Raw genomic sequence first — 20,651 nt, 5'->3', positions numbered from 1 at the left:
CGTAGGCTGGAGACCCCCCGGCCCTTCGTTGTGTCGGGCCCTTCGCGTTGTCCACCCCCAGAAACCCCCGGACGAAAGCCGCCCAGAATGAGCCTGCACGGTCTGCTCGACGCCGTCGTCAAGGACCCCGCCCTCGCGGAAGCGATCACGGCGGCCCAGGACGGCAACCGCATGCACGTCGACCTGGTCGGCCCACCGGCGGCCCGTCCCTTCGCGATCGCCGCCCTCGCGCGGGAGGCCGGCCGGCCCGTGCTCGCGGTGACGGCGACGGGCCGCGAGGCGGAGGACCTGGCCGCGGCCCTGCGCTCCCTGCTCCCGTCGGAGGGGGTCGTGGAGTACCCGTCCTGGGAGACCCTCCCGCACGAGCGTCTCAGCCCCCGCAGCGACACCGTCGGCCGCCGCCTTGCCGTCCTGCGGCGCCTTGCCCACCCCCGCCCCGACGACCCCGAGACCGGCCCGGTCTCCGTGGTCGTCGCACCCGTACGGTCCGTGCTCCAGCCACAGGTCAAGGGCCTCGGCGACCTGGAACCGGTCGCCCTGCGCACCGGGCAGACCGCCGACCTGAACACGATCGTGGAGGCTCTCGCAGCCGCCGCGTACGCGCGCGTGGAGCTCGTAGAGAAGCGCGGCGAGTTCGCCGTACGAGGCGGCATCCTCGATGTCTTCCCGCCCACCGAGGAACACCCCCTGCGCGTCGAGTTCTGGGGCGACGACGTCGAGGAGATCCGCTACTTCAAGGTCGCCGACCAGCGCTCGCTGGAGGTCGCCGAACACGGCCTGTGGGCCCCGCCCTGCCGCGAACTGCTCCTGACGGACGACGTACGCGCCCGCGCGCGTGCCCTCGCCGAGGAGCACCCCGAGCTCGGCGACCTGCTCGGCAGGATCGGCGAGGGGATCGCCGTGGAGGGCATGGAGTCCCTGGCCCCCGTCCTCGTCGACGACATGGAGCTCCTGATCGACGTCCTGCCCAAGGGCGCCATGGCCGTCGTGTGCGATCCGGAGCGGGTCCGCACACGTGCGTCCGACCTCGTGGCCACCTCGCAGGAGTTCCTCCAGGCGTCCTGGGCGGCCACCGCGGGCGGCGGCGAGGCGCCCATCGACGTCGGCGCGGCCTCCCTGTGGGCCATCGCCGACGTCCGCGACCGCGCGCGCGAGCTGGACATGATGTGGTGGTCGGTGTCGCCGTTCGCGGCGGATCTCGAACTGGAGGCGGATACCCTCCAGCTGGGCATGCACGCCCCCGAGACCTACCGCGGCGACACCGCCAAGGCCCTCGCCGACACCAAGGGCTGGCTCGCCGACGGCTGGCGCGCGGTCTTCGTGACCGAGGCGCACGGCCCCGCGGCCCGTACCGTCGAGGTGCTCGGCGGCGAGGGCATCGCGGCCCGTCTCGACGCGGAGCTCGCGTCCTTGAGTCCGTCCGTCGTGCACGTGGCGTGCGGCTCGATCGAGTACGGCTTCGTCGACCCGGCGCTGAGACTCGCCGTGCTGACCGAGACCGACCTGACCGGCCAGAAGGCGGCCGGCAAGGACGGCGCCCGGATGCCCGCCCGGCGCCGCAAGACGATCGACCCGCTCACCCTGGAGACGGGCGACTACATCGTCCACGAACAGCACGGCGTCGGCCGCTACATCGAGATGGTCCAGCGGACCGTGCAGGGCGCCACGCGCGAGTACCTCGTCGTCGAGTACGCCCCCGCCAAGCGCGGCCAGCCCGGCGACCGGCTCTACATCCCCACCGACCAGCTGGAGCAGATCACCAAGTACGTCGGCGGCGAGGCCCCCACGCTGCACCGCCTCGGCGGCGCCGACTGGACCAAGACCAAGGCACGCGCGAAGAAGGCCGTCAAGGAGATCGCCGCCGACCTGATCAGGCTGTACAGCGCGCGCATGGCGGCCCCCGGGCACACCTTCGGCCCGGACACCCCCTGGCAGCGCGAACTGGAGGACGCCTTCCCGTACGCGGAGACGCCCGACCAGCTCACCACCATCGCCGAGGTCAAGGAGGACATGGAGAAGTCGATCCCCATGGACCGCCTGGTCTGCGGCGACGTCGGCTACGGCAAGACCGAGATCGCGGTCAGGGCCGCCTTCAAGGCCGTACAGGACGGCAAGCAGGTGGCCGTCCTCGTACCGACGACCCTGCTGGTGCAGCAGCACTTCGGGACGTTCTCCGAGCGGTACTCGCAGTTCCCGGTGGTCGTGAAGGCGCTCAGCCGCTTCCAGACCGACACCGAGGCGAAGGCCGTCCTGGAGGGGCTGCGCGAGGGCTCGGTGGACGTCGTGATCGGCACCCACCGGCTGTTCTCCTCGGAGACCAAGTTCAAGGACCTCGGCCTGGTCGTCGTCGACGAGGAGCAGCGCTTCGGCGTCGAGCACAAGGAGCAGCTGAAGAAGCTCCGCGCCAACGTCGACGTGCTGACCATGTCCGCGACCCCCATCCCGCGCACCCTGGAGATGGCGGTCACCGGCATCCGCGAGATGTCGACGATCACCACGCCCCCGGAGGAGCGCCACCCGGTGCTCACGTTCGTCGGGCCGTACGAGGAGAGGCAGATCGGCGCGGCCATCCGTCGTGAACTGCTGCGCGAGGGCCAGGTCTTCTACATCCACAACCGCGTCGAGTCGATCGACCGGGCGGCGTCGCGCCTGCGCGAGATCGTCCCCGAGGCGCGCATCGCGACCGCCCACGGCCAGATGTCGGAACAGGCCCTCGAGCAGGTCGTCGTCGACTTCTGGGAGAAGAAGTTCGACGTGCTCGTGTCGACCACGATCGTCGAGTCGGGCATCGACATCTCCAACGCGAACACACTGATCGTGGAGCGCGGCGACAACTTCGGCCTGTCCCAGCTGCACCAGCTGCGCGGCCGGGTGGGGCGTGGCCGGGAGCGGGGCTACGCCTACTTCCTGTACCCCCCGGAGAAGCCGCTGACGGAGACGGCGCACGAGCGCCTGGCGACGATCGCCCAGCACACGGAGATGGGCGCGGGCATGTACGTCGCGATGAAGGACCTGGAGATCCGCGGCGCGGGCAACCTCCTCGGCGGCGAGCAGTCCGGGCACATCGCGGGCGTCGGTTTCGATCTGTACGTCCGGATGGTCGGCGAGGCCGTCGCGGACTACCGGGCCTCTCTGGAGGGCGGTGTCGAGGAGGAGCCGCCGCTGGAGGTCAAGATCGAGCTCCCGGTCGACGCGCACGTCCCGCACGACTACGCGCCGGGCGAGCGGCTGCGTCTGCAGGCCTACCGCGCCATCGCCTCGGTGAACACCGAGGAGGACGTCAAGGCCGTACGGGAGGAACTCGTCGACCGCTACGGCAAGTTGCCCGAGCCGGTGGAGAACCTGTTGCTGGTGGCGGGGCTTCGGATGCTCGCCCGCGCGTGTGGCGTCGGCGAGATCGTCCTCCAGGGCACCAACATCCGCTTCGCGCCGGTGGAGTTGCGGGAATCGCAGGAGTTGCGGGTCAAGCGGCTCTACCCGGGCACCGTCATCAAGCCGGCCGTGCACCAGGTGCTGGTGCCACGCCCGAAGACGGCGAAGGTGGGCGGAAAGCCGCTGGTCGGGCGGGAGTTGCTCGGCTGGGTGGGGGAGTTCCTCACGTCGATCCTGGGGTCGTGACGGCGGGGGACCGTGACCGAGTGGCCTCGACCGGGTGAGCCGCGGTCGGGCCACCGGGTGAGCTCAGGACGTACGGAACAACGTGGTCGCGAGGGTGCTGAAGACCTCCTCGGGGTCACGGTCGCCGACCGGGCCGTCCAGGTTGTGGCTGAGGAGCAGCGTGGCGAAGCCGTGGGCGAGGGACCAGGCGGCGACTCCCGCGAGGCGGCTGTCGATGCCGAAGTCCTCGGCGTGTACGGCTGAGACCGAGGTGCGCAGGGCGTCGGTGGCCAGGGCGCGGGCCGTGGTGAGTTCGAGGTCGTCGGCGCGCAGCAGTCCGGGTGCGAACATCACCTGGAAGTGAGCCGGGTGTTCGCGGGCGAAGCGCACATAGCGCACGCCCGCGTCCTTGAGGTCCGAGGCGTCGTTGAGGGCGGCCGCGAGCAGCGCGAAGCCTTCGGCGGCGATCGCCGTCAGGAGCCCGGTGCGGTCTCTGAAGTGGTGGGCCGGGGCCGCGTGCGAGACACCGGCGCGGCGGGCCAGGTCGCGCAGGCTCAGCCCGGCGGGGCCGTCGGCGGTGATGACGTCGAGGGCGGCGGTGAGGATCGCGTGGCGAAGGTCGCCGTGGTGGTAGGGGCGGTCCTGTTTGTCGGGGCGGTTCGGCTTGTCGGTTTCCGCGGATGCCATGGACAGAGCGTACGCCCGATCTAGGCATTGACAAGTTCGGGCTGCCGAGGCAATCTAGTCAGTGTCAAGTTCCGGGTGGGTTCGAGGGACTTCGCCGACGACGGGGAGGTATGTCATGTCGAAGCACGACGGCAGGACCGAGAGGGAGACCGACACAGTGGGGCACGCTGTGGAGCCGGCCCGCGTGCGCCAGCTCTGGCACCTGCTGGAACCCCTGCACGCGGTGCTCTACTACGCACCGGAGGTCTTCGAGGAGGCGGCAGCGCTCGGGTACGACACGAAGGAGCGCTGGCCGAGCTACTTCCCCCTGCGTGCCGCGCCGTTGGGGCCGGTGGGCGCCGAGCGGGTGGCGTCCGCCTTCTACAGCTTCAGCCCCCGCATGGTCGCCGAGCACATCGACTCCGCCTGGGCGACCGCCGAGCCCGGCGCGTTGCTTGCGGCGAGGCTGCGGGGGATCGACCGGGCCTACCGCGCGATCTTCGGTGACCGCATCGACAGCCCCGGGCTGGGGGAGGCCGCCGCCCTCGCCCGGCGTGCGGCCGAGGCGGTGAACACCGCGGGCCGTCCGCTCGCCGCGGCCAACGCCGCGTTGGAGTGGCCCGAGGCCCCTCACCTCCAGCTGTGGCAGGCGGCGACGATCCTGCGCGAGCACCGCGGCGACGGCCACATAGCGGCCCTGCTCGTGGCCGGCCTCGACCCGGTCGAGTCGCTGGTCTCCTTCGCCGCGATCGGCGCCGCGTCCGTGGAGCGCTTCGAGAGCCGAGGCTGGAGCGCGACGGAATGGGCGTCCGCGCGCGAGCGCCTGACGGCCCGTGGCCTGCTCGACGAGACCGGCGAGGCCACGGACACCGGCCGCGACCTGCGTCACCGGGTGGAACACCACACCGACCAACTCGCCGCCGCGCCATGGCAGTTGCTCGGGACGGCCGACACGGCCCGACTCGCGGACCTGCTCGGCGAGTTCTGGGTCGCCGTGCTGTCCTCCGGGCTGCTTCCGTCGGAGACGACCCTGGGCATCGGCAAGGTGTGACCGTGATAGTCAGGACGGATGCTCGGACGACTTCCGCTTGAGGAACAACTGGACGCGTTCCGTTCCGCGCTCGGCCGGAACGAGACCCTGACCGAGGTGATGGCCAGGACGGCGACGCTTGACCTGCCGGGCTGGTACGTGACAGCGGGCTGCCTGTTCCAGACCGTGTGGAACGTGGCCACCGGCAGGCCCCCGACCCGGGGTATCAGGGACTACGACATCTTCTACTTCGACGACACCGATCTCTCCTGGGAGGCCGAGGACGCCGTCATCAAGGCGGGACAGGAAGTGTTCGAAGGCCTGCAGGCCGAGGTGGAGATCCGCAACGAGGCCCGGGTGCACCTCTGGTACGAGCGGAAGTTCGGAGTGCCCTGCCCGCCGTATGACTCCACCGAGTCCGCCATCGACCGCTTCGCCGCGACGACTTGCTGTCTGGGCGTGCGGCTGCAGCCCGGCGGGACGTGGCGCGTCTACGCACCCCACGGCCTGTCCGACGTGTTCAACCTCGTGGTCCGCCCCAACCCCGTGCTCGCTCCGAGAGAGGTCTACGAGGCCAAGGCCGCGCGCTGGAAGGAGGAATGGCCGGAGCTCACGGTGCTGCCGTGGCCTGCGGGTGCCCCTTCCGGGACGTGAAGCCGCCCGCGGGAGACGAACCTCCGCGGACGGGTCTTCGGCCTTACGGCTGCTCGGGCCGGTCGCGATCCATGCCGAGCGACCCCTCGATCTTCCGCTGTGCGTCGTCGACCTGGCTCTCGTACTTGTTGCCCGTCCGCTCGTTGACCTTCCGTTCCGCCACGTCGGACATGTCCTTGGCCTTGTCCTGCGCCTGGCGGTTGCTCTTGAACCTGTCGAAGATGCCCATCCCGAACTCCTTCCGGAGGTGACTCAGCAACGACGATACGGCTGATATGTCCGCATTGCCCACCTGGGAGGGGTGTGGTCTGGACCTCCTGAATGCCGCGGTGCCCCCGCTCGCTACGGTGTGCGCAACGCCGTACGAGGGAAAGCGCCCCCTGCGGGGGCCGGACCGGGTTTCAAGGGGAGGGGCGCACGTGATGCGTCTGAGGGGCGGGGCCGCGGCCGCCGTCGTGCTGGTGTTCGCCGTGGCCGGGTGCAAGGCGGAGACGACCACAGGATCCGGCGGACCGGAGGAGACCGGGGGTGCGGGCGGTTCGGGCGCGGCCCTCACCGCCGCCGAGTCGCTCACCGTGAAGGGGCGGGCGCCCAAAACGGGTTACGAGCGCGACCGGTTCGGCACCGCGTGGGCGGACACGGACTCGAACGACTGCGACACCCGCGACGACATACTCAAACGGGATCTGGAGGACGTGAAGTACACCCGAGGGGACTGCAAGGTGTCCTACGGCGTGCTCGAGTCGGACCCGTACTCGGGCAAGGAGGTGACCTACCGGCGTGGTCGCAGCCAGGTCGACATCGACCACGTGGTGGCGCTCTCCGACGCCTGGCAGAAGGGGGCCAAGTACTGGGAGCCCAGCAAGCGGATAGCTCTCGCCAACGACCCCCTCAACCTCCTCGCCGTCGACGCGAGTACCAACCGTTCCAAGGGGGACGGTGACACGGCGACCTGGCTGCCGCCGAACAAGGGGTACCGGTGCACGTATGTGGCCGCGCAGGTCGCCGTGAAGAAGAAGTACGGCCTGTGGGTCACGACCGCCGAGAAGTCCGCGATGGAGAAGGTCCTCTCGGGCTGCCCCGGCCAGAAGCTCCCGGCCGGCGGCAATCCGACGGCCGCCCCGCCGCGGTTCCACGCGGACTGAGGACTCGCGTCGGCCACAGGCCTCAGGGCTCGCGCGCCGTGGCCCCCAGGGCTTGCGCCGAACGTGTCACGACCCGGGGCAGGCAGGAAATGCGCTTTCCGGTGGGCGGGCCCGCGCCTACGGTGACCGCATGGAGCTGAAGGTGTCGAGTCTCGCCGAGCGCCCCGAGATGCGGGAGCGCGTTCTCGGCATGGCCAACAGCTGGCCGGAGTTCGTGACCGAGGACCCCGTGGGCAACGCCCACTACGGACGGATCTCCGGCGAACTCCCCGAGCACGTGCTGTTCGCCGAGGACGAGCGGGGCGAGATCGTCGCGCACGCCCACAGCGTCCCCTTCGCCCTCCATGCCGAGGACCGCGGTGAACTGCCCGCCCGGGGCTGGGACGAGGTGCTGGTGTGGGCGTTCGAAGATCTGCGTCATGGCGTACGGCCCGACACGGTCAGCGCGATCTCGGTCGTCGTCGACCCGCGTCTCCAGGGCCACGGCCTGTCCGCCCGGATGCTCTCGGCGATGCGTGACAACGCCCGCGCCCACGGCTTCAGTGAGGTCGTCGCGCCGGTCCGCCCCAGCGCCAAGCACCTGGAACCGCGCACGCCGATCCAGGAGTACGCCTACCGGGTACGCCACGACGGTCTGCCGTACGACCCCTGGCTGCGCGTCCACGCCCGGGCCGGCGGCGTCGTCCACGCGGTGGCACCGGCCTCCATGACGGTGTCCGGCTCCCTGGATCAGTGGCGCCGCTGGACCGGACTGCCCTTCGACACCCAGGGCGACATCGAGGTGCCCGGGGCGCTGGTGCCGGTGCGGTGCGAGCCGGAGAGCGGGTACGCGGTGTATGTCGAGCCCAACGTGTGGATGCGGCACGCCCTTTGAGCGTGCCGCATCCTTGTCGCGTCCGCGTCTCGGTGTGGCGCGGTCGGTTCCGGTGGCTCAGCCGCCCAGGGCGTCGAGGTCCAGGATCTCGCCGGCCGGCTTCCCCGCCGGGACCGGTTCGTCGAAGTCGCTGAAGGTGACAGACCCCTGGTCGGCTCCGGCCGTGCTGTCGATCCGCAGCAGATACGGCTTGCCCTCGGTGGCGACATACAGCGTGTAGCGGTCCTTGCCGTCCTTCTCGTGCAGAGTGATCGCCGGCGCCCCGTCGACGGTGGCCGTGCTGCCGCGGCTCGCGTCGGAGTTGCCGTCCTCGGCGCCGTCGAGCACCGCGCCCAGGTCGCAGAAGCCCTCGAACTCCTTGGCGTCCTCACCCGTCGCCTTCGTCTTGGTCCACTTGCCGGCCAGCATGGCCACGGCCGCGTCGGTGTCCGCCTTCGACTCGCCCTCGCTCTGCTCACGCAGAAGCGCCTCGTCGAACTTCATGTACACGATGTCGCCGGTCTTGATCAGGTCGGCCTTGCCCTTGCCGCCCATGCCGATGGTGCCGGCGCACTCGCCCTTCTTGTTCAGGAGGACGTCGAGGCTGATGGTGCCGCCGCTCTCGTCGTCGGGGATGGCGCCTTTCATCCGCAGCGAAGAGGCACCGGTCGTGGCCTTTGTGGCCCGGTCGGCTATCTCGCCGCCGGTCAGCCCGGCGAACGGTTCCTTCTTCGCGGCCGACCTGCCCGGCTCGGCGGATGCGCTGGACGCGCTCGTCCTGCTGTCCGCCTTGTCCTGGCCCGGCTGGCAGCCGGTGAGTCCTGCGGTGGCCGCGGCGGCGATGCAGAGAGCGGCAAGTGCGGTACGACGCATGGTGATTCCTTGGTGGGGATGCGGTGAGGTGATGAGGTGCGGAGCGCGCTGAGCGTGGGACGCGCCGCCGGTGGTGAGCGAAAGGAGACGGAAGCGGACCGGCCGGCTCAGCCGGTCTTCTTCCAGCCCTTGCAGCCGTTGGTCTTGAAGTAGGCGTCCGAGGCGCTGATCCTGACGACGGCCGTGCCGTTGACGTTGTCGTTCGCGAGGATCGACTCGACGCCGTGCCCGGCGTCCTTGGTGCGCTCCCAGTAGCAGGAGTCGTCGGTGTTGCCGGTGGACTGGTAGGTGCCCGGGGCGATGTCGGCGCCGACTGCGAACATTCCGCCGTCGCCGGACATCCGGGCGGCGGGGGAGCCCTTCGCCTTCTTGCCGACGGCCTCCCAGTCGTTGCAGTCGCTCGACTTGAAGAGCTTGTCGGTGGCCTTGACGGTGACGTAACTGGTGCCGGTGACATTGTCGTTGGCCAGTAGCGAGTCCATCTCGCCCGAGGCGTCCTTGGCCCGCTCCCAGTAGCACATGCCGTCGCTGTTGCCGGTGGTGCGATACGTGCCGGGCTTGATGTCCGAACCGACCTGGAAGTCGCCGTCCCCCGCGAACGCGGCCTTCTTCTCGGCGACCTCGGCCTTGCCGGTGTCCTTGACGCCCTTCTTGCCCCCGGCCTCGCGCTCCGCGGACGCCGAAGAGCCCTTGTCGGTGCCGACGGAGGTGCCGCCGTCCCCCTTGTCCCCGGCGTTCGCCGACACGACTCCGATGACGACGACTCCCACGACGGCGCCCAGCGCGACCTTGCCCTTCATGCCCATGGCTGTATCCCCCTCCGACGCGGCGACCACCGCTGCTCGGCGGGCGCTCGTTCGCTGGGTCAATAAGAACAGAGCCTGTGAACCGAGTCAACACGGTTCACGGGAACCATGGTGTACACGACCGTGAAGGGGTAGATCTTGCAGACATCGGTATGCTCGGCGTCACAGGCCTGACGCAGGACTGCTGCGGTACGACGAGGGGAGCGGCGGGTGCAGGACAACGCGACTGAGGTGACCGCTGCCGGTATCGCACGGCTGGCCGGCGTGGGCCGCGCGGCCGTCAGCAACTGGCGCCGTCGGCACGCCGACTTCCCAAGGCCTGTCGGCGGCACCGAGACCAGTCCGTCCTTCGCGCTCGCCGAGGTCGAGTCCTGGCTGCGCAAGCAGGGAAAACTCGCTGAGGTCCCCCTGCGGGAACGCGTCTGGCAGCAGCTTTCCGGCCACCCTGAGGGCCCGGTCACCGCACTCACCCACGCGGGCTGCCTCCTGCTGCTGATCCACGACCGCCCGACCGTCTGGCTGGAGGTGAGCGCCGGCTCGGACGAGCGCCTCTCGAAGATGCTGCCGGGGGCGCTGCGGGAGGTGTTCACACCGCGATTCGGACCCGAGTCGGCCATGAACACCGCGCCCGCTGTGAACACCGCGGATGCCGTGAACACCGCGGATGCCGTGAATCCCGCACCCCTCGCCTCCGATGCTCACACCCCCTCCGGTGTTCACACCCCCTCCGCTGTGAACACCCACCCCGCCCTTCACCTCCCCACCGGCCCGGAACTCCTTCCCTCCGCCCCTCTCCTGCGGGGCGTCGCCGAGCTGGCCGCCGAGCTGGGCGCCCGGCAGACCTTCGAGTTCCTGCTGGGCCGGCACCTCGACGCCAACCCGCGCCAGTACACGCTTACCCCCGCTGACCTGGCCGCTCTCATGGCCGACCTCGCCGGCCCCGCCCGCACCGTCCTGGACCCGGCCTGCGGCACCGGCGCCCTTCTGCGGGCCGCCGCCACGCGCCCCGACCAGGAGCTCCACGCCCAGGACAGCGCCCCCGAACTCGCAGCGCTCACCACGCTCCGGCTTGCACTGCAGACCTGGTCCACGGTGCGCGGTGCGGTCGGCGACAGCCTGCGCGCCGACGCCCACCCGCGGCTGCGCGCCGACGCCGTCCTGTGCCACCCGCCGTTCAACGAGCGCAACTGGGGCCACGACGAACTCGCCTACGACCCCCGCTGGGAGTACGGCTTCCCGGCCCGCACCGAGTCCGAGCTCGCCTGGGTCCAGCACGCACTCGCCCGCCTCAAGGACGGCGGCGCCGGCGTCCTGCTCATGCCGCCCGCCGCCGCCTCCCGCCGCTCCGGCCGCCGCATCCGCGCCGACCTGCTGCGCCGCGGTGCCCTGCGCGCCGTGATCGCCCTGCCGGTCGGGGCGGCACCGCCGTACAACATCCCGCTGCACCTGTGGGTGCTGCGCCGCCCGGAGAAGGCGCCCGCGCAGCCGGAGGTGCTCCTCGTCGACGTGGGGCAGTTCGCGGGGGAGGGGCGCGGCGGGCCCGACTGGCGGGCCGTGCGCGAGGCCGTTCTCGACGCCTGGCAGGCATTCGGGCGGCCCGGCCGCTTCGCCGAACGGCCCGGACTGGCCCGCGCGCTGCCCGTCATCGAACTCCTCGACGACGACGTGGACCTCGCTCCGGCCCGCCACCTGCCACCCGCCACGGCGGCCGACGGCGCCGAACAGCTCACGGCCGTGCGCGAGCACCTGGGCGAGACCCTGCGCCTGACCGCCGACCTCACCCCGCCGCGCGCCGACGCCGCGCAGCCCGCGCGGTGGCCGCTCATCACCATCGGCGAACTGGCGCGCGGGGGAGCCCTGATGCTGCGCACGGGCGGAAACGGCGGCCACGCACGCGTGCCCGTGCTCACGGACCACGACGTCCTCTTCGGGGCCGACCCCTCGGGGACGCTGCCCGAGAGCGAGGAGGAGGCCGTACTGACCGAACCGGGCGATGTCGTCGTACCGGTGCTGGGCGGGGGGTCGATGGCGCGCGTGATCGACGCGACGACCGGGGGCGCCGCCCTGGGGCGCAACCTCGTGCTGCTGCGCCCCGATCCCGCGGCGCTCGACCCCTGGTTCCTGGCCGGCTTCCTGCGCGGCACCGCCAACAACCGCCAGGCCAGCAGTTATGCCTCCACCGCGACCCGCCTGGACGTGCGCAGGCTCCAGTTGCCCAGGCTCCCGCTCGACGAGCAACGGCGCTACGGCGAACGCTTCCGCGTGCTCGACGAGTTCGAGCGGGCGCTCAGGCACGCGGGCCGGATCGGAGAGCAGCTCGTGCGCGGGATGTACGACGGGCTCACCGACGGAACGGTCGCGCCCGACTGATCAGGACGACAACGGTTCGGTACAACCCGTGACCGGTTGTCGGTATCGGCCTATACGCTCGAACCCCACATCGAATCCCGGTTCAGGAGCGTTCATGTACGGCCACGGCGCGGTGCCGCCCGCCCGCAGCTCGGGCACCGTCATCGGCTTGCGCGTGCTGTTCGCCGCCGTCGGTTTCCTCTCGTGCGGCCTGCTCGCCTGCGCTCCGCTGTTCCGGATCGCGTTCCTGCGCGGGCGGTCGATCGACTGGGTGCTGTCCTGGGCGAGCCTTCCGCTGTCCATCGCGTGTTTCGCGGTGGTCGGCTCACTGCCCGAGAGTGATCCCAGGACCGACGTCGCCATGTCGCTGGTTCTGCTTTTCGGCCTCTTCAGCAGTGTGTACTTCCTCGTGATGGACATCCGGGTGCACCAGCAGCGGCGGTTCGCCGGCCACCCGCCGCCCCAGGGCCCGACCGTCCACAGCGGCTACGGCTATCCGCAGCCGACGCCGCCGTACACGTCCACGCTCCTGCCGCAGCCGCCGGCTCCGCCGGTCTCCGCCCCCGGTCCCGTCCCGCCCCCGCAGCGCCCCGCGCCCGCCCGGATCGACCAGGTGCGCGCCGAACTCGACGAGCTCAGCGACTATCTGCGCAAGCACGACGGCAACCCCGAGGGCGGCAGGTGACCGTGGCGACAGGACGTGTCGTCGCCGGCCGCTATGAACTGTCCACGCTCATCGGACAGGGCGGCATGGGGCAGGTGTGGACGGCGTACGACCAGCGGCTCGACCGGCGCGTGGCGGTGAAGCTGCTGCGCCCCGACAAGGTGGCCGGGCAGGAGGCCGACGAACTGCGCCGCCGGTTCGTGCGGGAGTGCCGGGTGACCGCGCAGGTCGACCACCCCGGGCTCGTCACCGTCCACGATGCGGGCAGCGAGGGCGAGGAGCTGTTCCTCGTCATGCAGTACGTCGACGGCGCGGACCTCTCCGACCACCTCGCCGAGCACGACCCGTACCCCTGGCAGTGGGCGGTCGCGGTCGCCGCGCAACTGTGCGCCGTATTGAGCGCCGTGCACGCCGTGCCGATCGTCCACCGCGACCTCAAGCCCCGCAACGTGATGGTGAAGCAGGACGGCACGGTCACCGTCCTCGACCTCGGTGTCGCCTCCGTCATGGACACCGACACCACCCGCCTCACCCACACCGGTTCGCCGATCGGCTCGCCCGCCTACATGGCGCCCGAGCAGGCCATGGGCGGCGCGGTCGGCCCGTACACCGACCTGTACGCACTCGGCGTACTGCTGCACGAACTCCTCAGCGGCGACGTCCCCTTCGCGGGCTCCACCGCGCTCGGCGTGCTGCACCGCCACCTGTACGAGCCCCCGCTGCCCGTGCGCCGCACCCGCCCCGAAGTCCCCGAGGCCCTCGAAGCGCTCGTCCTGCGGCTGCTCGCCAAGGACCCGCAGCACCGCCCGGCCTCCGCACAGGACGTGTACGAGGACCTGGCGCTCCTGCTGCCCGCGCGCGGAACGCCCACAGGGGCGCCCCTCGACCCCACACGCCCCTTCCTCCGTCCGCACGCCCCCTGGCCGGACCGGGCGCGTACGCCGGCACCCCAGCCCGCCCCGGTCACGCCGGTCCCCGAGGCGACCGAGAAACCGGACGTCGCGCGCGCGGTCGACGAGGTCAAGCGGCTCCTCGGTGAGGGCCGCATCACCCAGGCCGTCGACATCCTCGGCGCGATCCTGCCCGCGGCCGCCGAACAGCACGGCGTGAACTCCCCGGTCGTCCGCACCCTGCGCAAGCAGTACGCCGCCACCCTCATGGACGACGGCCAGTACCGCCGCGCACTGCCCGAACTGCGCCGCCTCGCCGACGAACGCGCCACCGAGGCGGGCCACGCCGACCCGCAGTCCCTGCGCTTCCGCTACGACGCGGCCCAGTGTCTGGAACAACTCGGCGAACCCGCGGCCGCGCTGGCCGAATACCGCGCCCTGCTGCCGTACTACGAGAACCAGTACGTGGCCGGCGACCCCCAGCTCGCCCACGACGTCCGCCGCCGCATCGGCCACCTCCTGCTCGCCCTCGGCGACCGCGCCGCCGCCCACGACACACTCGCGCGACTGCTGCACGACGTGGAGCGCCTGCACGGACCGGCGCACCCGCTCGCGGTGGAGGTCCGCCGGACGCTCCAGTGGCTGGGCCAGGTGCGCTAGGGCGAGTGTCAGATTTTGCCGCTCCCAGTGGGAAACTTGTCACCTTCAGGGGGTTGAGTTTCCGAAAGGCAGAACCGGCGCCGGATACCTTTGCTCGTTTCAGTCACGCACAACACGCACAGCACAACCAAGGGGTGGGGTCGTCCATGTCCAGCCATCGGCAGTCGAAGAAGCGCAGATACGTCACGTGGGGCGTCGCCGGAGCCGCCGTGGTCGCCGGCGCGGGCCTCGCCGCGCAGAGCTCGATGGCCGCGACCACCTGGCCCGCGCAGAAGACGTACACCGGCCGCGCCTTCGACACCTGCGCCGCCCCCTCCCTCTCCGCGATGAAGGCCTGGCACGGCGGCCTCTACGGCGCCGCCGCCGTCTACGTGGGCGGCAAGAACCGCGGCTGCTCCCAGCCCAACCTCACCGCCTCCTGGGTCAAGTCGGTCAGCGCGGTCGGCTGGAAGCTCATCCCGCTCTACGTCGGAGCCCAGCCGCCCTGCCAGAGCGGCTCCAACCCGGAGAAGCTCACCGCCACCACCGCCGCCTCCCTGGGCGCGACCGACGGCGCGGACGCGGTGGCCAAGGCCTCCGCGCTCGGCATGAAGGCCGGCAGCCCGATCTACCTGGACATGGAGGCGTACGACATCACGAACAAGTCGTGCAACAACGCCGTGCTCACCTACGTGCGCGCCTTCGACAAGACCCTGCGCGCGAAGACGTACCGAGCGGGCTTCTACGGCTTCACCAGTTCCAGCGCCAAGGCGATCGCCAACGCGACCGACAAGACCGACCTGCCGGGCAACCTCTGGTACGCGCTGTGGGACAAGCAGAACACCACCACCGCGGACTGGCCCTTCGGCGCCACGCAGTACACGGACCACAGCCGTGGCCACCAGTACCTCGTGAACAGCAAGGAGTCGCGCAACGGCTACACGATCACCGTGGACCGGGACGCCTGGGACGGGCCGGTGGCGATCACCGGCTGACGGCAACCACGCGCGCGTGGCGCGGCGGTGCCCGAAGTCCTGGTGAATCGTTGGTCGAATGGGTTGGCCAGAGCCGGTCCCCTGCCTACCATCGATCACCGCAAGACCTTGTGCACCGTCGCACAATCTCCTCGGGAGGCCTCCTTGCACCGCCGTCGTCGCACCGCGCTCGTCCTCTCCGCCGCGCTCGCCGCCGCGGCACCCCTGCTCACCGCGTGCGGAAGCGACGCGCATCCCGGCGCCGCAGCCGTCGTCGGCGGGCAGCGGATCACCGTCGCGCAGCTGGAGAACCGGGTGACCGAGGTGCGTGACGCCCAGCGGGCGGCCGTCACCGACGAGGCGCAGTACGCGCAGGCCATCGCCAAGACCGGCACCCTCACCCGCGACGTCCTGCACGGCATGGTCCTCGACCAGGTGCTGCACCGGGCGGCCGAGAACGCGGGCGTGTCCGTCAACCGCAAGGAAGTCCAGGAGCTGCGCTCCGGCCTGGAGGAGCAGGCGGGCGGCGCCAAGGGCCTGGAGACGGCATGGCTCCAGCAGTACGGCATCGCCCCGGAACGCCTCGACGAGAACCTCCTCCTCCAGCTGGAAGCCCAGAAACTCGCCGGGAAGCTCGGCACCGGCACCGGCGACCCCGCCTTCTGGAACGCCCTGAGCAAGGCGTCCAAGCAACTTGACGTCGACCTCAACCCGCGCTACGGCACCTGGGACGTCGCGAAGAGCACCCGCGTCGACGCGAAGACCCCGTGGGTGCGGGAGGTCACGACGACGGGGAGCGAGCAGAGCGCGTAGCCGGACCGAGGCAGCCCTCACGGCAGGTGGATGATCGTACGATCACCCCGCCACTCCCTGCCTGTGGACAAACTGATCGCTCCGTCGACGCCGTGCGTTAGCTTCGAACTGTGAACGCAACCGGCTTCGAGCCCGCCCCTGACCAGGACCCCGACACGGCGTCCGCCCCCGGCCGCATCGTCCTGCTCACCACCAGCCACCGCGTCGCCCCCGGCCTGCTGTCCTGGCCCGCCTGGCAGGCGCTGCACGCCGCCGACCGTGTGCTGTGCGCGGACGGAGCCCACCCCCAGCTGCCGTATCTGAGGGAGGCGGGGATAGCGGTCGACGAGACGTCCCCGACCGCCGAGGAGCTGGTCGGAGCGTGCGCGGGTGGACACACGGTGGTCGTCGTGGCCACGGGCGAGGGCGAGCCGGCCCTCACGGACGGTCTGGCACGCCTCGCCGGATCCGGACGGATACAGATGCCCGAGCTGGAGCTGCTCCCCGCCTCCTACGACCTGCCCGGTGCCCGGCTCCTCGACCTCGTCCAGGTCATGGACCGGATCCGCGCCGAGTGCCCGTGGTCCTCCCAGCAGACCCACGAGGGCCTCGCCAAATACGGCATCGAGGAGGCGTACGAACTCGTCGAGGCCATCGAGGAGGGCGACCGCGACGAACTGCGCGAGGAACTCGGGGACGTCCTGCTCCAGGTCGTCTTCCACTCCCGCATCGCCGAGGAGGACCCGGACGCCCCCTTCTCCGTCGACGACGTCGCCGGCGGCATCGTCGCCAAGCTCATCCACCGTCATCCGCACGTCTTCGGCGACGAGACGGCCAGCACGCCGGAGGAGGTCAAGGCGCACTGGCTGCGCACCAAGGCGATAGAGAAGCAGCGCAGTTCGGTGACGGAAGGCATCCCCCTCGGCCAGCCCGGCCTCGCCCTCGCGGCGAAGCTGGCGTCGCGGGTGCGCATGGCCGGCCTGGACGTCCCGCTCCCGAAGACCGAGGGCATCGGTTACGAACTCCTCGTCCTGGCCGCCCGCGCCGAGGCGGAGGGCGTCGACCCGGAGGCGGCCCTGCGTGCGGCGGCCCGCCTGTACCGGGACGCGATCCGGGAGGTCGAGGCACCCCACCCGCCGGATAACGTCAAGGAGTGACCGACCAGCCCCGAGCCAACCCCGCCGGCCCTGCGACCCCCGGCACCCCCGCGTGTCCTGCCGTCCCCGCCGCCGCGACTCCCGCCCCCGAGTTGTTCTCCTGGGAGTTCGCCACCAACCCCTACCCCGCCTACGCCTGGCTCCGCGAGCACGCCCCCGTGCACAGGACCCGGCTGCCCAGCGGGGTGGAGGCCTGGCTGGTCACCCGGTACGCCGATGCCAAGCAGGCCCTCGCCGACCAGCGGCTCAGCAAGAACCCGGCCCACCACGACGAGCCCGCGCACGCCAAGGGCAAAACGGGGATCCCGGGGGAGCGCAAGGCGGAGCTGATGACGCATCTGCTGAACATCGACCCGCCGGATCACACCAGGCTCCGACGGCTCGTCAGCAAGGCGTTCACGCCCAGGAGGGTCGCCGAATTCACGCCGCGAGTGCAGGAGTTGACCGACCGTCTCATCGACGGGTTCGCCGCCACCGGCACCGCCGACCTCATCCACGACTTCGCCTTCCCGCTCCCCATCTACGCGATCTGCGACCTGCTCGGCGTCCCGCGCGAGGACCAGGACGACTTCCGGGACTGGGCGGGCATGATGATCCGTCACGGAGGAGGCCCACGGGGTGGGGTCGCGCGGTCCGTGAAGAAGATGCGCGGCTATCTCGCCGAGCTCATCCACCGGAAGCGGGAAGCGCTGCCCGACGAGCCGGCCCCGGGCGAGGACCTCATCTCCGGGCTGATCCGCGCCTCCGATCACGGCGAGCACCTCACCGAGAACGAGGCCGCGGCAATGGCCTTCATCCTTCTGTTCGCCGGTTTCGAGACCACGGTCAATCTCATCGGCAACGGCGTGTACGCCCTCCTCACCCACCCCGAGCAGCGGAACCGGCTGCAGCAGTCCCTGGCCGACCGGGAAAGAGGCCTTCTGGAGACCGGTGTGGAGGAGCTCCTGCGGTACGACGGCCCGGTCGAGCTGGCCACCTGGCGGTTCGCCACCGAGCCCCTGCGGATCGGCGGTCAGGACATCGCGGCCGGTGACCCGGTGCTCGTCGTGCTCGCGGCGGCGGACCGGGATCCCGAGCGGTTCGCCGACCCCGATGTGCTCGATCTGTCCCGCCGTGACAATCAGCACCTCGGTTACGGCCACGGCATCCACTACTGCCTCGGTGCCCCGCTCGCCCGCCTGGAGGGGCAGACCGCGCTCGCCACCCTCCTCACCCGTCTCCCGGACCTGCAACTCGGGGTGGATTCAGCCGATTTGCGCTGGCGTGGGGGGCTCATCATGCGTGGACTGCGTACTTTGCCCGTGGAGTTCACGCCCGTCCGGTAATCGACCGAGGGGTCCGGCCTATCCCCGCGCGGGGCCGCGTAAACATGACGCGACCTCAAGTCTGTGATCTTCACGTGATCTACGCGGCATTAACTTGTGACAAGTGATCGAACCCCTATACGTTCACGGACCAGCGCGGTGCCCTGCAACATCCGCCGCGCAGGTCCCTGCTCTCTCGGGAAAGGTCCCCTCATGCTCTCCGGGAACGGTCGTCACCGTCGCCCCCGTCAGGCTCCGGCTCTCCTCATTGCGGCCGGTGTGACGGGATCCGCCATCGCGATCCCACTGCTTGGAGCGACCGGAGCGAGCGCCGCCACCGGCACCACCTGGGACCGGGTCGCGGAGTGCGAGAGCGGCGGCTCCTGGAGCGCGAACGACGGCAACGGCTACTACGGCGGCCTCCAGATGTCCCAGGAGAACTGGGAGAAGTACGGCGGCCTCGAGTACGCCAAGACCGCGGACCTGGCCAGCCGCAACCAGCAGATAGCCGTGGCCGAGAAGCTCCTCGCGGACCAGGGCATCGCCGCATGGCCGACCTGCGGTCTGCTCAACGGTCTCAGCAAGGACTCGGGCTCGGCGGATGTCGACACGGGTCTGGAGAGCGGGACGCCCTCGGCTTCGGCCTCCGGCTCGTCGGAATCATCCGATTCGTCCGGTTCCTCCAACTCGTCGGGCTCCGAGGAGTCTTCCGGTCTGCTCGACGCGCTGGACGGCTCGTCCGCGACTCCCTCGCCGTCGGCCACCTCCTCCAGCGGCGACGCTGGTTCCGCCAAGTCGGACAAAAAGAACTCTTCGAGTTCCGAAGGTTCCGCCACGGAAGAAGCGCAGCCTTCCGACAGCTCGCCCGTGGTGAGTCCAGAAGAGGATGAAGCGGACAAGTCGTGGCAGGAGGGCAGCTCTTCGGCCCTCGTGGACGTCGGCGCCCTCGGCTCCGGCAAGCACCGGGGCGGCAGCGCCGAGGGGAGTGCGACGAAGAGCACGGCTTCCGCCACGGTCGGCCGGCACGCCGCCCGTACCTACACCGTCCAGGAGGGCGACTCCCTCGCCTCCATCGCCGACTCCCTTGGCCTCGACGGCGGATGGCGCGCCCTCTACGCCGAGAACAAGGACCGTATCGGGGCCGACCCGAGCAACATCGTCGCCGGTCAGGCGCTCGACACAGGGGTTGAATAGGGCTGAAAAGCCCAGAAAAACAGCGGGAGTTCACGTCACACTTCGCACCGAATGTCCACTTTGGTGAAAGTGTGGGATGAGTCTCAGAAGCCCTGATCGTCTTTGAAATTCCGCCGAACGCGTGTCTACGGTCGTGACCGCTCGGCAACCCGAGCCCCGTCTGTCGCAACGCCGAATCCTGCCAGCGGCCGTACGGGAACAGTCGTCGCGTCAAGCGCCGTAGGCAGGAGCGGGGGACCCAAGGTAAGCGCCGGACCCAGCAGTTCACGCTGGACCGGCTTGGGGTGAAGCCGCGCACCGCAGGGTGCGCGACCGGGCAACTCAACCGGCCCGAACCCGACAGCTCACCTCGCAGGCGTCGGTGAGGGGATCCACCATGCTGTTTTCCGGTAAGGGCAAGCACCGTCGTCCGTCCAAGGCCACCCGCGCCGCCGCGCTCGCCGGTGTCACCGGTGTCGCCATCGCCGCCCCGCTGATGGCGGCCGGCAACGCCTCCGCCGCCACCGCCTCCGAGTGGGACACCGTCGCCCAGTGCGAGTCCGGCGGCAACTGGTCCATCAACACCGGCAACGGCTACTACGGCGGTCTCCAGTTCTCGGCCTCCACCTGGGCCGCGTACGGCGGCACGCAGTACGCCGCGCAGGCCAACCAGGCCAGCAAGTCCCAGCAGATCGCCGTCGCCGAGAAGGTCCTCGCCTCGCAGGGCAAGGGTGCCTGGCCGGTCTGCGGCACGGGCCTGTCCAGCGCCACCTACAGCGGCGGCAGCAGCTCGTCCTCCTCCAACAGCTCCTCGAACACGAGCAGCCGTTCGACCGAGGAGCAGAGCGCCTCCCGTTCGACCGACCGCCCGGCGGCCAAGAAGACCGTCACCACCCCGACCGGCAAGAAGGTCAAGAAGGGCGACGGCGAGTACAAGGTCGTCAAGGGTGACACCCTCAGCTCGATCGCCGAGAAGCACCAGGTCAAGGGCGGCTGGCAGAAGCTGTTCAAGCTGAACAAGGACATCATCACCGACGCCGACTTCATCTACCCGGGTCAGCAGCTGCACCTGAAGTAAGACCCAG

The 20,651-nt window shown here is 70.7% G+C and carries 18 protein-coding genes and 1 riboswitch; of the genes, 14 read left to right on the top strand and 4 right to left on the bottom strand.

What is annotated here, in order from left to right:
* Window positions 1-87: 87 nt before the first annotated feature.
* Window positions 88-3,618, top strand: coding sequence for a transcription-repair coupling factor (gene mfd / locus RNB18_RS48830; RefSeq protein ID WP_311720602.1), 3,531 nt, complete (start codon window positions 88-90; stop codon window positions 3,616-3,618).
* 63 nt (window positions 3,619-3,681) lie between these two features.
* Here mfd and RNB18_RS48825 read toward each other — a convergent pair whose 3' ends face one another.
* Window positions 3,682-4,284: a TetR/AcrR family transcriptional regulator gene (locus RNB18_RS48825; RefSeq protein ID WP_311720601.1), complete on the bottom strand. Its 603-nt coding sequence runs from the start codon at window positions 4,282-4,284 to the stop codon at window positions 3,682-3,684.
* A gap of 115 nt (window positions 4,285-4,399) precedes the next feature.
* Between RNB18_RS48825 and RNB18_RS48820 the strand changes: the two genes are divergently transcribed.
* Window positions 4,400-5,314, top strand: coding sequence for an SCO6745 family protein (locus RNB18_RS48820; protein WP_311720600.1), 915 nt, complete (start codon window positions 4,400-4,402; stop codon window positions 5,312-5,314).
* A gap of 18 nt (window positions 5,315-5,332) precedes the next feature.
* On the top strand, window positions 5,333-5,947 hold the full coding sequence (locus RNB18_RS48815) for a nucleotidyltransferase family protein (protein WP_311720599.1): 615 nt from the start codon (window positions 5,333-5,335) through the stop codon (window positions 5,945-5,947).
* A 43-nt stretch (window positions 5,948-5,990) separates the two neighbouring features.
* Here the strand turns inward: RNB18_RS48815 and RNB18_RS48810 are convergent, their stop codons facing one another.
* Entirely contained in the window at window positions 5,991-6,176 is a 186-nt protein-coding gene (locus RNB18_RS48810; RefSeq protein WP_311720598.1) for an antitoxin, read from the bottom strand.
* A 193-nt stretch (window positions 6,177-6,369) separates the two neighbouring features.
* Here RNB18_RS48810 and RNB18_RS48805 point away from each other — a divergent pair, with 193 nt between their 5' ends.
* On the top strand, window positions 6,370-7,092 hold the full coding sequence (locus tag RNB18_RS48805; protein ID WP_311720631.1) for an HNH endonuclease family protein: 723 nt from the start codon (window positions 6,370-6,372) through the stop codon (window positions 7,090-7,092).
* A gap of 130 nt (window positions 7,093-7,222) precedes the next feature.
* Entirely contained in the window at window positions 7,223-7,966 is a 744-nt protein-coding gene (locus RNB18_RS48800; protein WP_311720597.1) for a GNAT family N-acetyltransferase, read from the top strand.
* 57 nt (window positions 7,967-8,023) lie between these two features.
* Here RNB18_RS48800 and RNB18_RS48795 read toward each other — a convergent pair whose 3' ends face one another.
* Both RNB18_RS48795 and RNB18_RS48790 read right to left on the bottom strand, forming a co-directional pair.
* Window positions 8,024-8,818, bottom strand: coding sequence for a hypothetical protein (locus tag RNB18_RS48795; RefSeq protein ID WP_311720596.1), 795 nt, complete (start codon window positions 8,816-8,818; stop codon window positions 8,024-8,026).
* A 107-nt stretch (window positions 8,819-8,925) separates the two neighbouring features.
* Complete coding sequence (locus RNB18_RS48790) at window positions 8,926-9,624, bottom strand: hypothetical protein (protein WP_311720595.1); 699 nt, start codon at window positions 9,622-9,624, stop codon at window positions 8,926-8,928.
* A gap of 210 nt (window positions 9,625-9,834) precedes the next feature.
* Between RNB18_RS48790 and RNB18_RS48785 the strand changes: the two genes are divergently transcribed.
* The 9 genes from RNB18_RS48785 (at window position 9,835) to RNB18_RS48745 (ending at window position 20,644) form a co-directional block, all read left to right on the top strand.
* Window positions 9,835-11,994, top strand: coding sequence for an N-6 DNA methylase (locus RNB18_RS48785; protein WP_311720594.1), 2,160 nt, complete (start codon window positions 9,835-9,837; stop codon window positions 11,992-11,994).
* Between the two features lie 94 nt (window positions 11,995-12,088).
* Window positions 12,089-12,658, top strand: a complete 570-nt coding sequence (locus RNB18_RS48780) for a hypothetical protein (RefSeq protein WP_311720593.1) — start codon at window positions 12,089-12,091, stop codon at window positions 12,656-12,658.
* Between the two features lie 38 nt (window positions 12,659-12,696).
* Entirely contained in the window at window positions 12,697-14,187 is a 1,491-nt protein-coding gene (locus RNB18_RS48775) for a serine/threonine-protein kinase (RefSeq protein ID WP_266518714.1), read from the top strand.
* Between the two features lie 146 nt (window positions 14,188-14,333).
* On the top strand, window positions 14,334-15,161 hold the full coding sequence (locus RNB18_RS48770) for a glycoside hydrolase domain-containing protein (RefSeq protein WP_311720592.1): 828 nt from the start codon (window positions 14,334-14,336) through the stop codon (window positions 15,159-15,161).
* A gap of 144 nt (window positions 15,162-15,305) precedes the next feature.
* A complete protein-coding gene (locus tag RNB18_RS48765) occupies window positions 15,306-15,953 on the top strand; it encodes a SurA N-terminal domain-containing protein (protein ID WP_311720591.1) in 648 nt (215 codons plus the stop codon).
* Between the two features lie 110 nt (window positions 15,954-16,063).
* The gene (locus RNB18_RS48760) at window positions 16,064-17,089 is read left to right on the top strand and encodes a nucleoside triphosphate pyrophosphohydrolase (RefSeq protein ID WP_057610372.1); all 1,026 of its coding nucleotides are present in this window, start codon (window positions 16,064-16,066) and stop codon (window positions 17,087-17,089) included.
* The gene (locus tag RNB18_RS48755) at window positions 17,086-18,414 is read left to right on the top strand and encodes a cytochrome P450 family protein (RefSeq protein WP_311720590.1); all 1,329 of its coding nucleotides are present in this window, start codon (window positions 17,086-17,088) and stop codon (window positions 18,412-18,414) included. Before RNB18_RS48760 ends, RNB18_RS48755 begins: the two co-directional genes overlap by 4 nt.
* 192 nt (window positions 18,415-18,606) lie before the next feature.
* Window positions 18,607-19,587, top strand: coding sequence for a transglycosylase family protein (locus tag RNB18_RS48750; protein ID WP_311720589.1), 981 nt, complete (start codon window positions 18,607-18,609; stop codon window positions 19,585-19,587).
* A 205-nt stretch (window positions 19,588-19,792) separates the two neighbouring features.
* Window positions 19,793-19,960: riboswitch (cyclic di-AMP (ydaO/yuaA leader) on the top strand.
* A 3-nt stretch (window positions 19,961-19,963) separates the two neighbouring features.
* A complete protein-coding gene (locus RNB18_RS48745) occupies window positions 19,964-20,644 on the top strand; it encodes a transglycosylase family protein (protein WP_311720588.1) in 681 nt (226 codons plus the stop codon).
* Window positions 20,645-20,651: the final 7 nt, after the last annotated feature.

The sequence above is a fragment of the Streptomyces doebereineriae genome, from assembly GCF_031845645.1.
Classification (GTDB): domain Bacteria; phylum Actinomycetota; class Actinomycetes; order Streptomycetales; family Streptomycetaceae; genus Streptomyces; species Streptomyces canus.
This window is presented reverse-complemented; position numbering and strand designations above follow the sequence as displayed.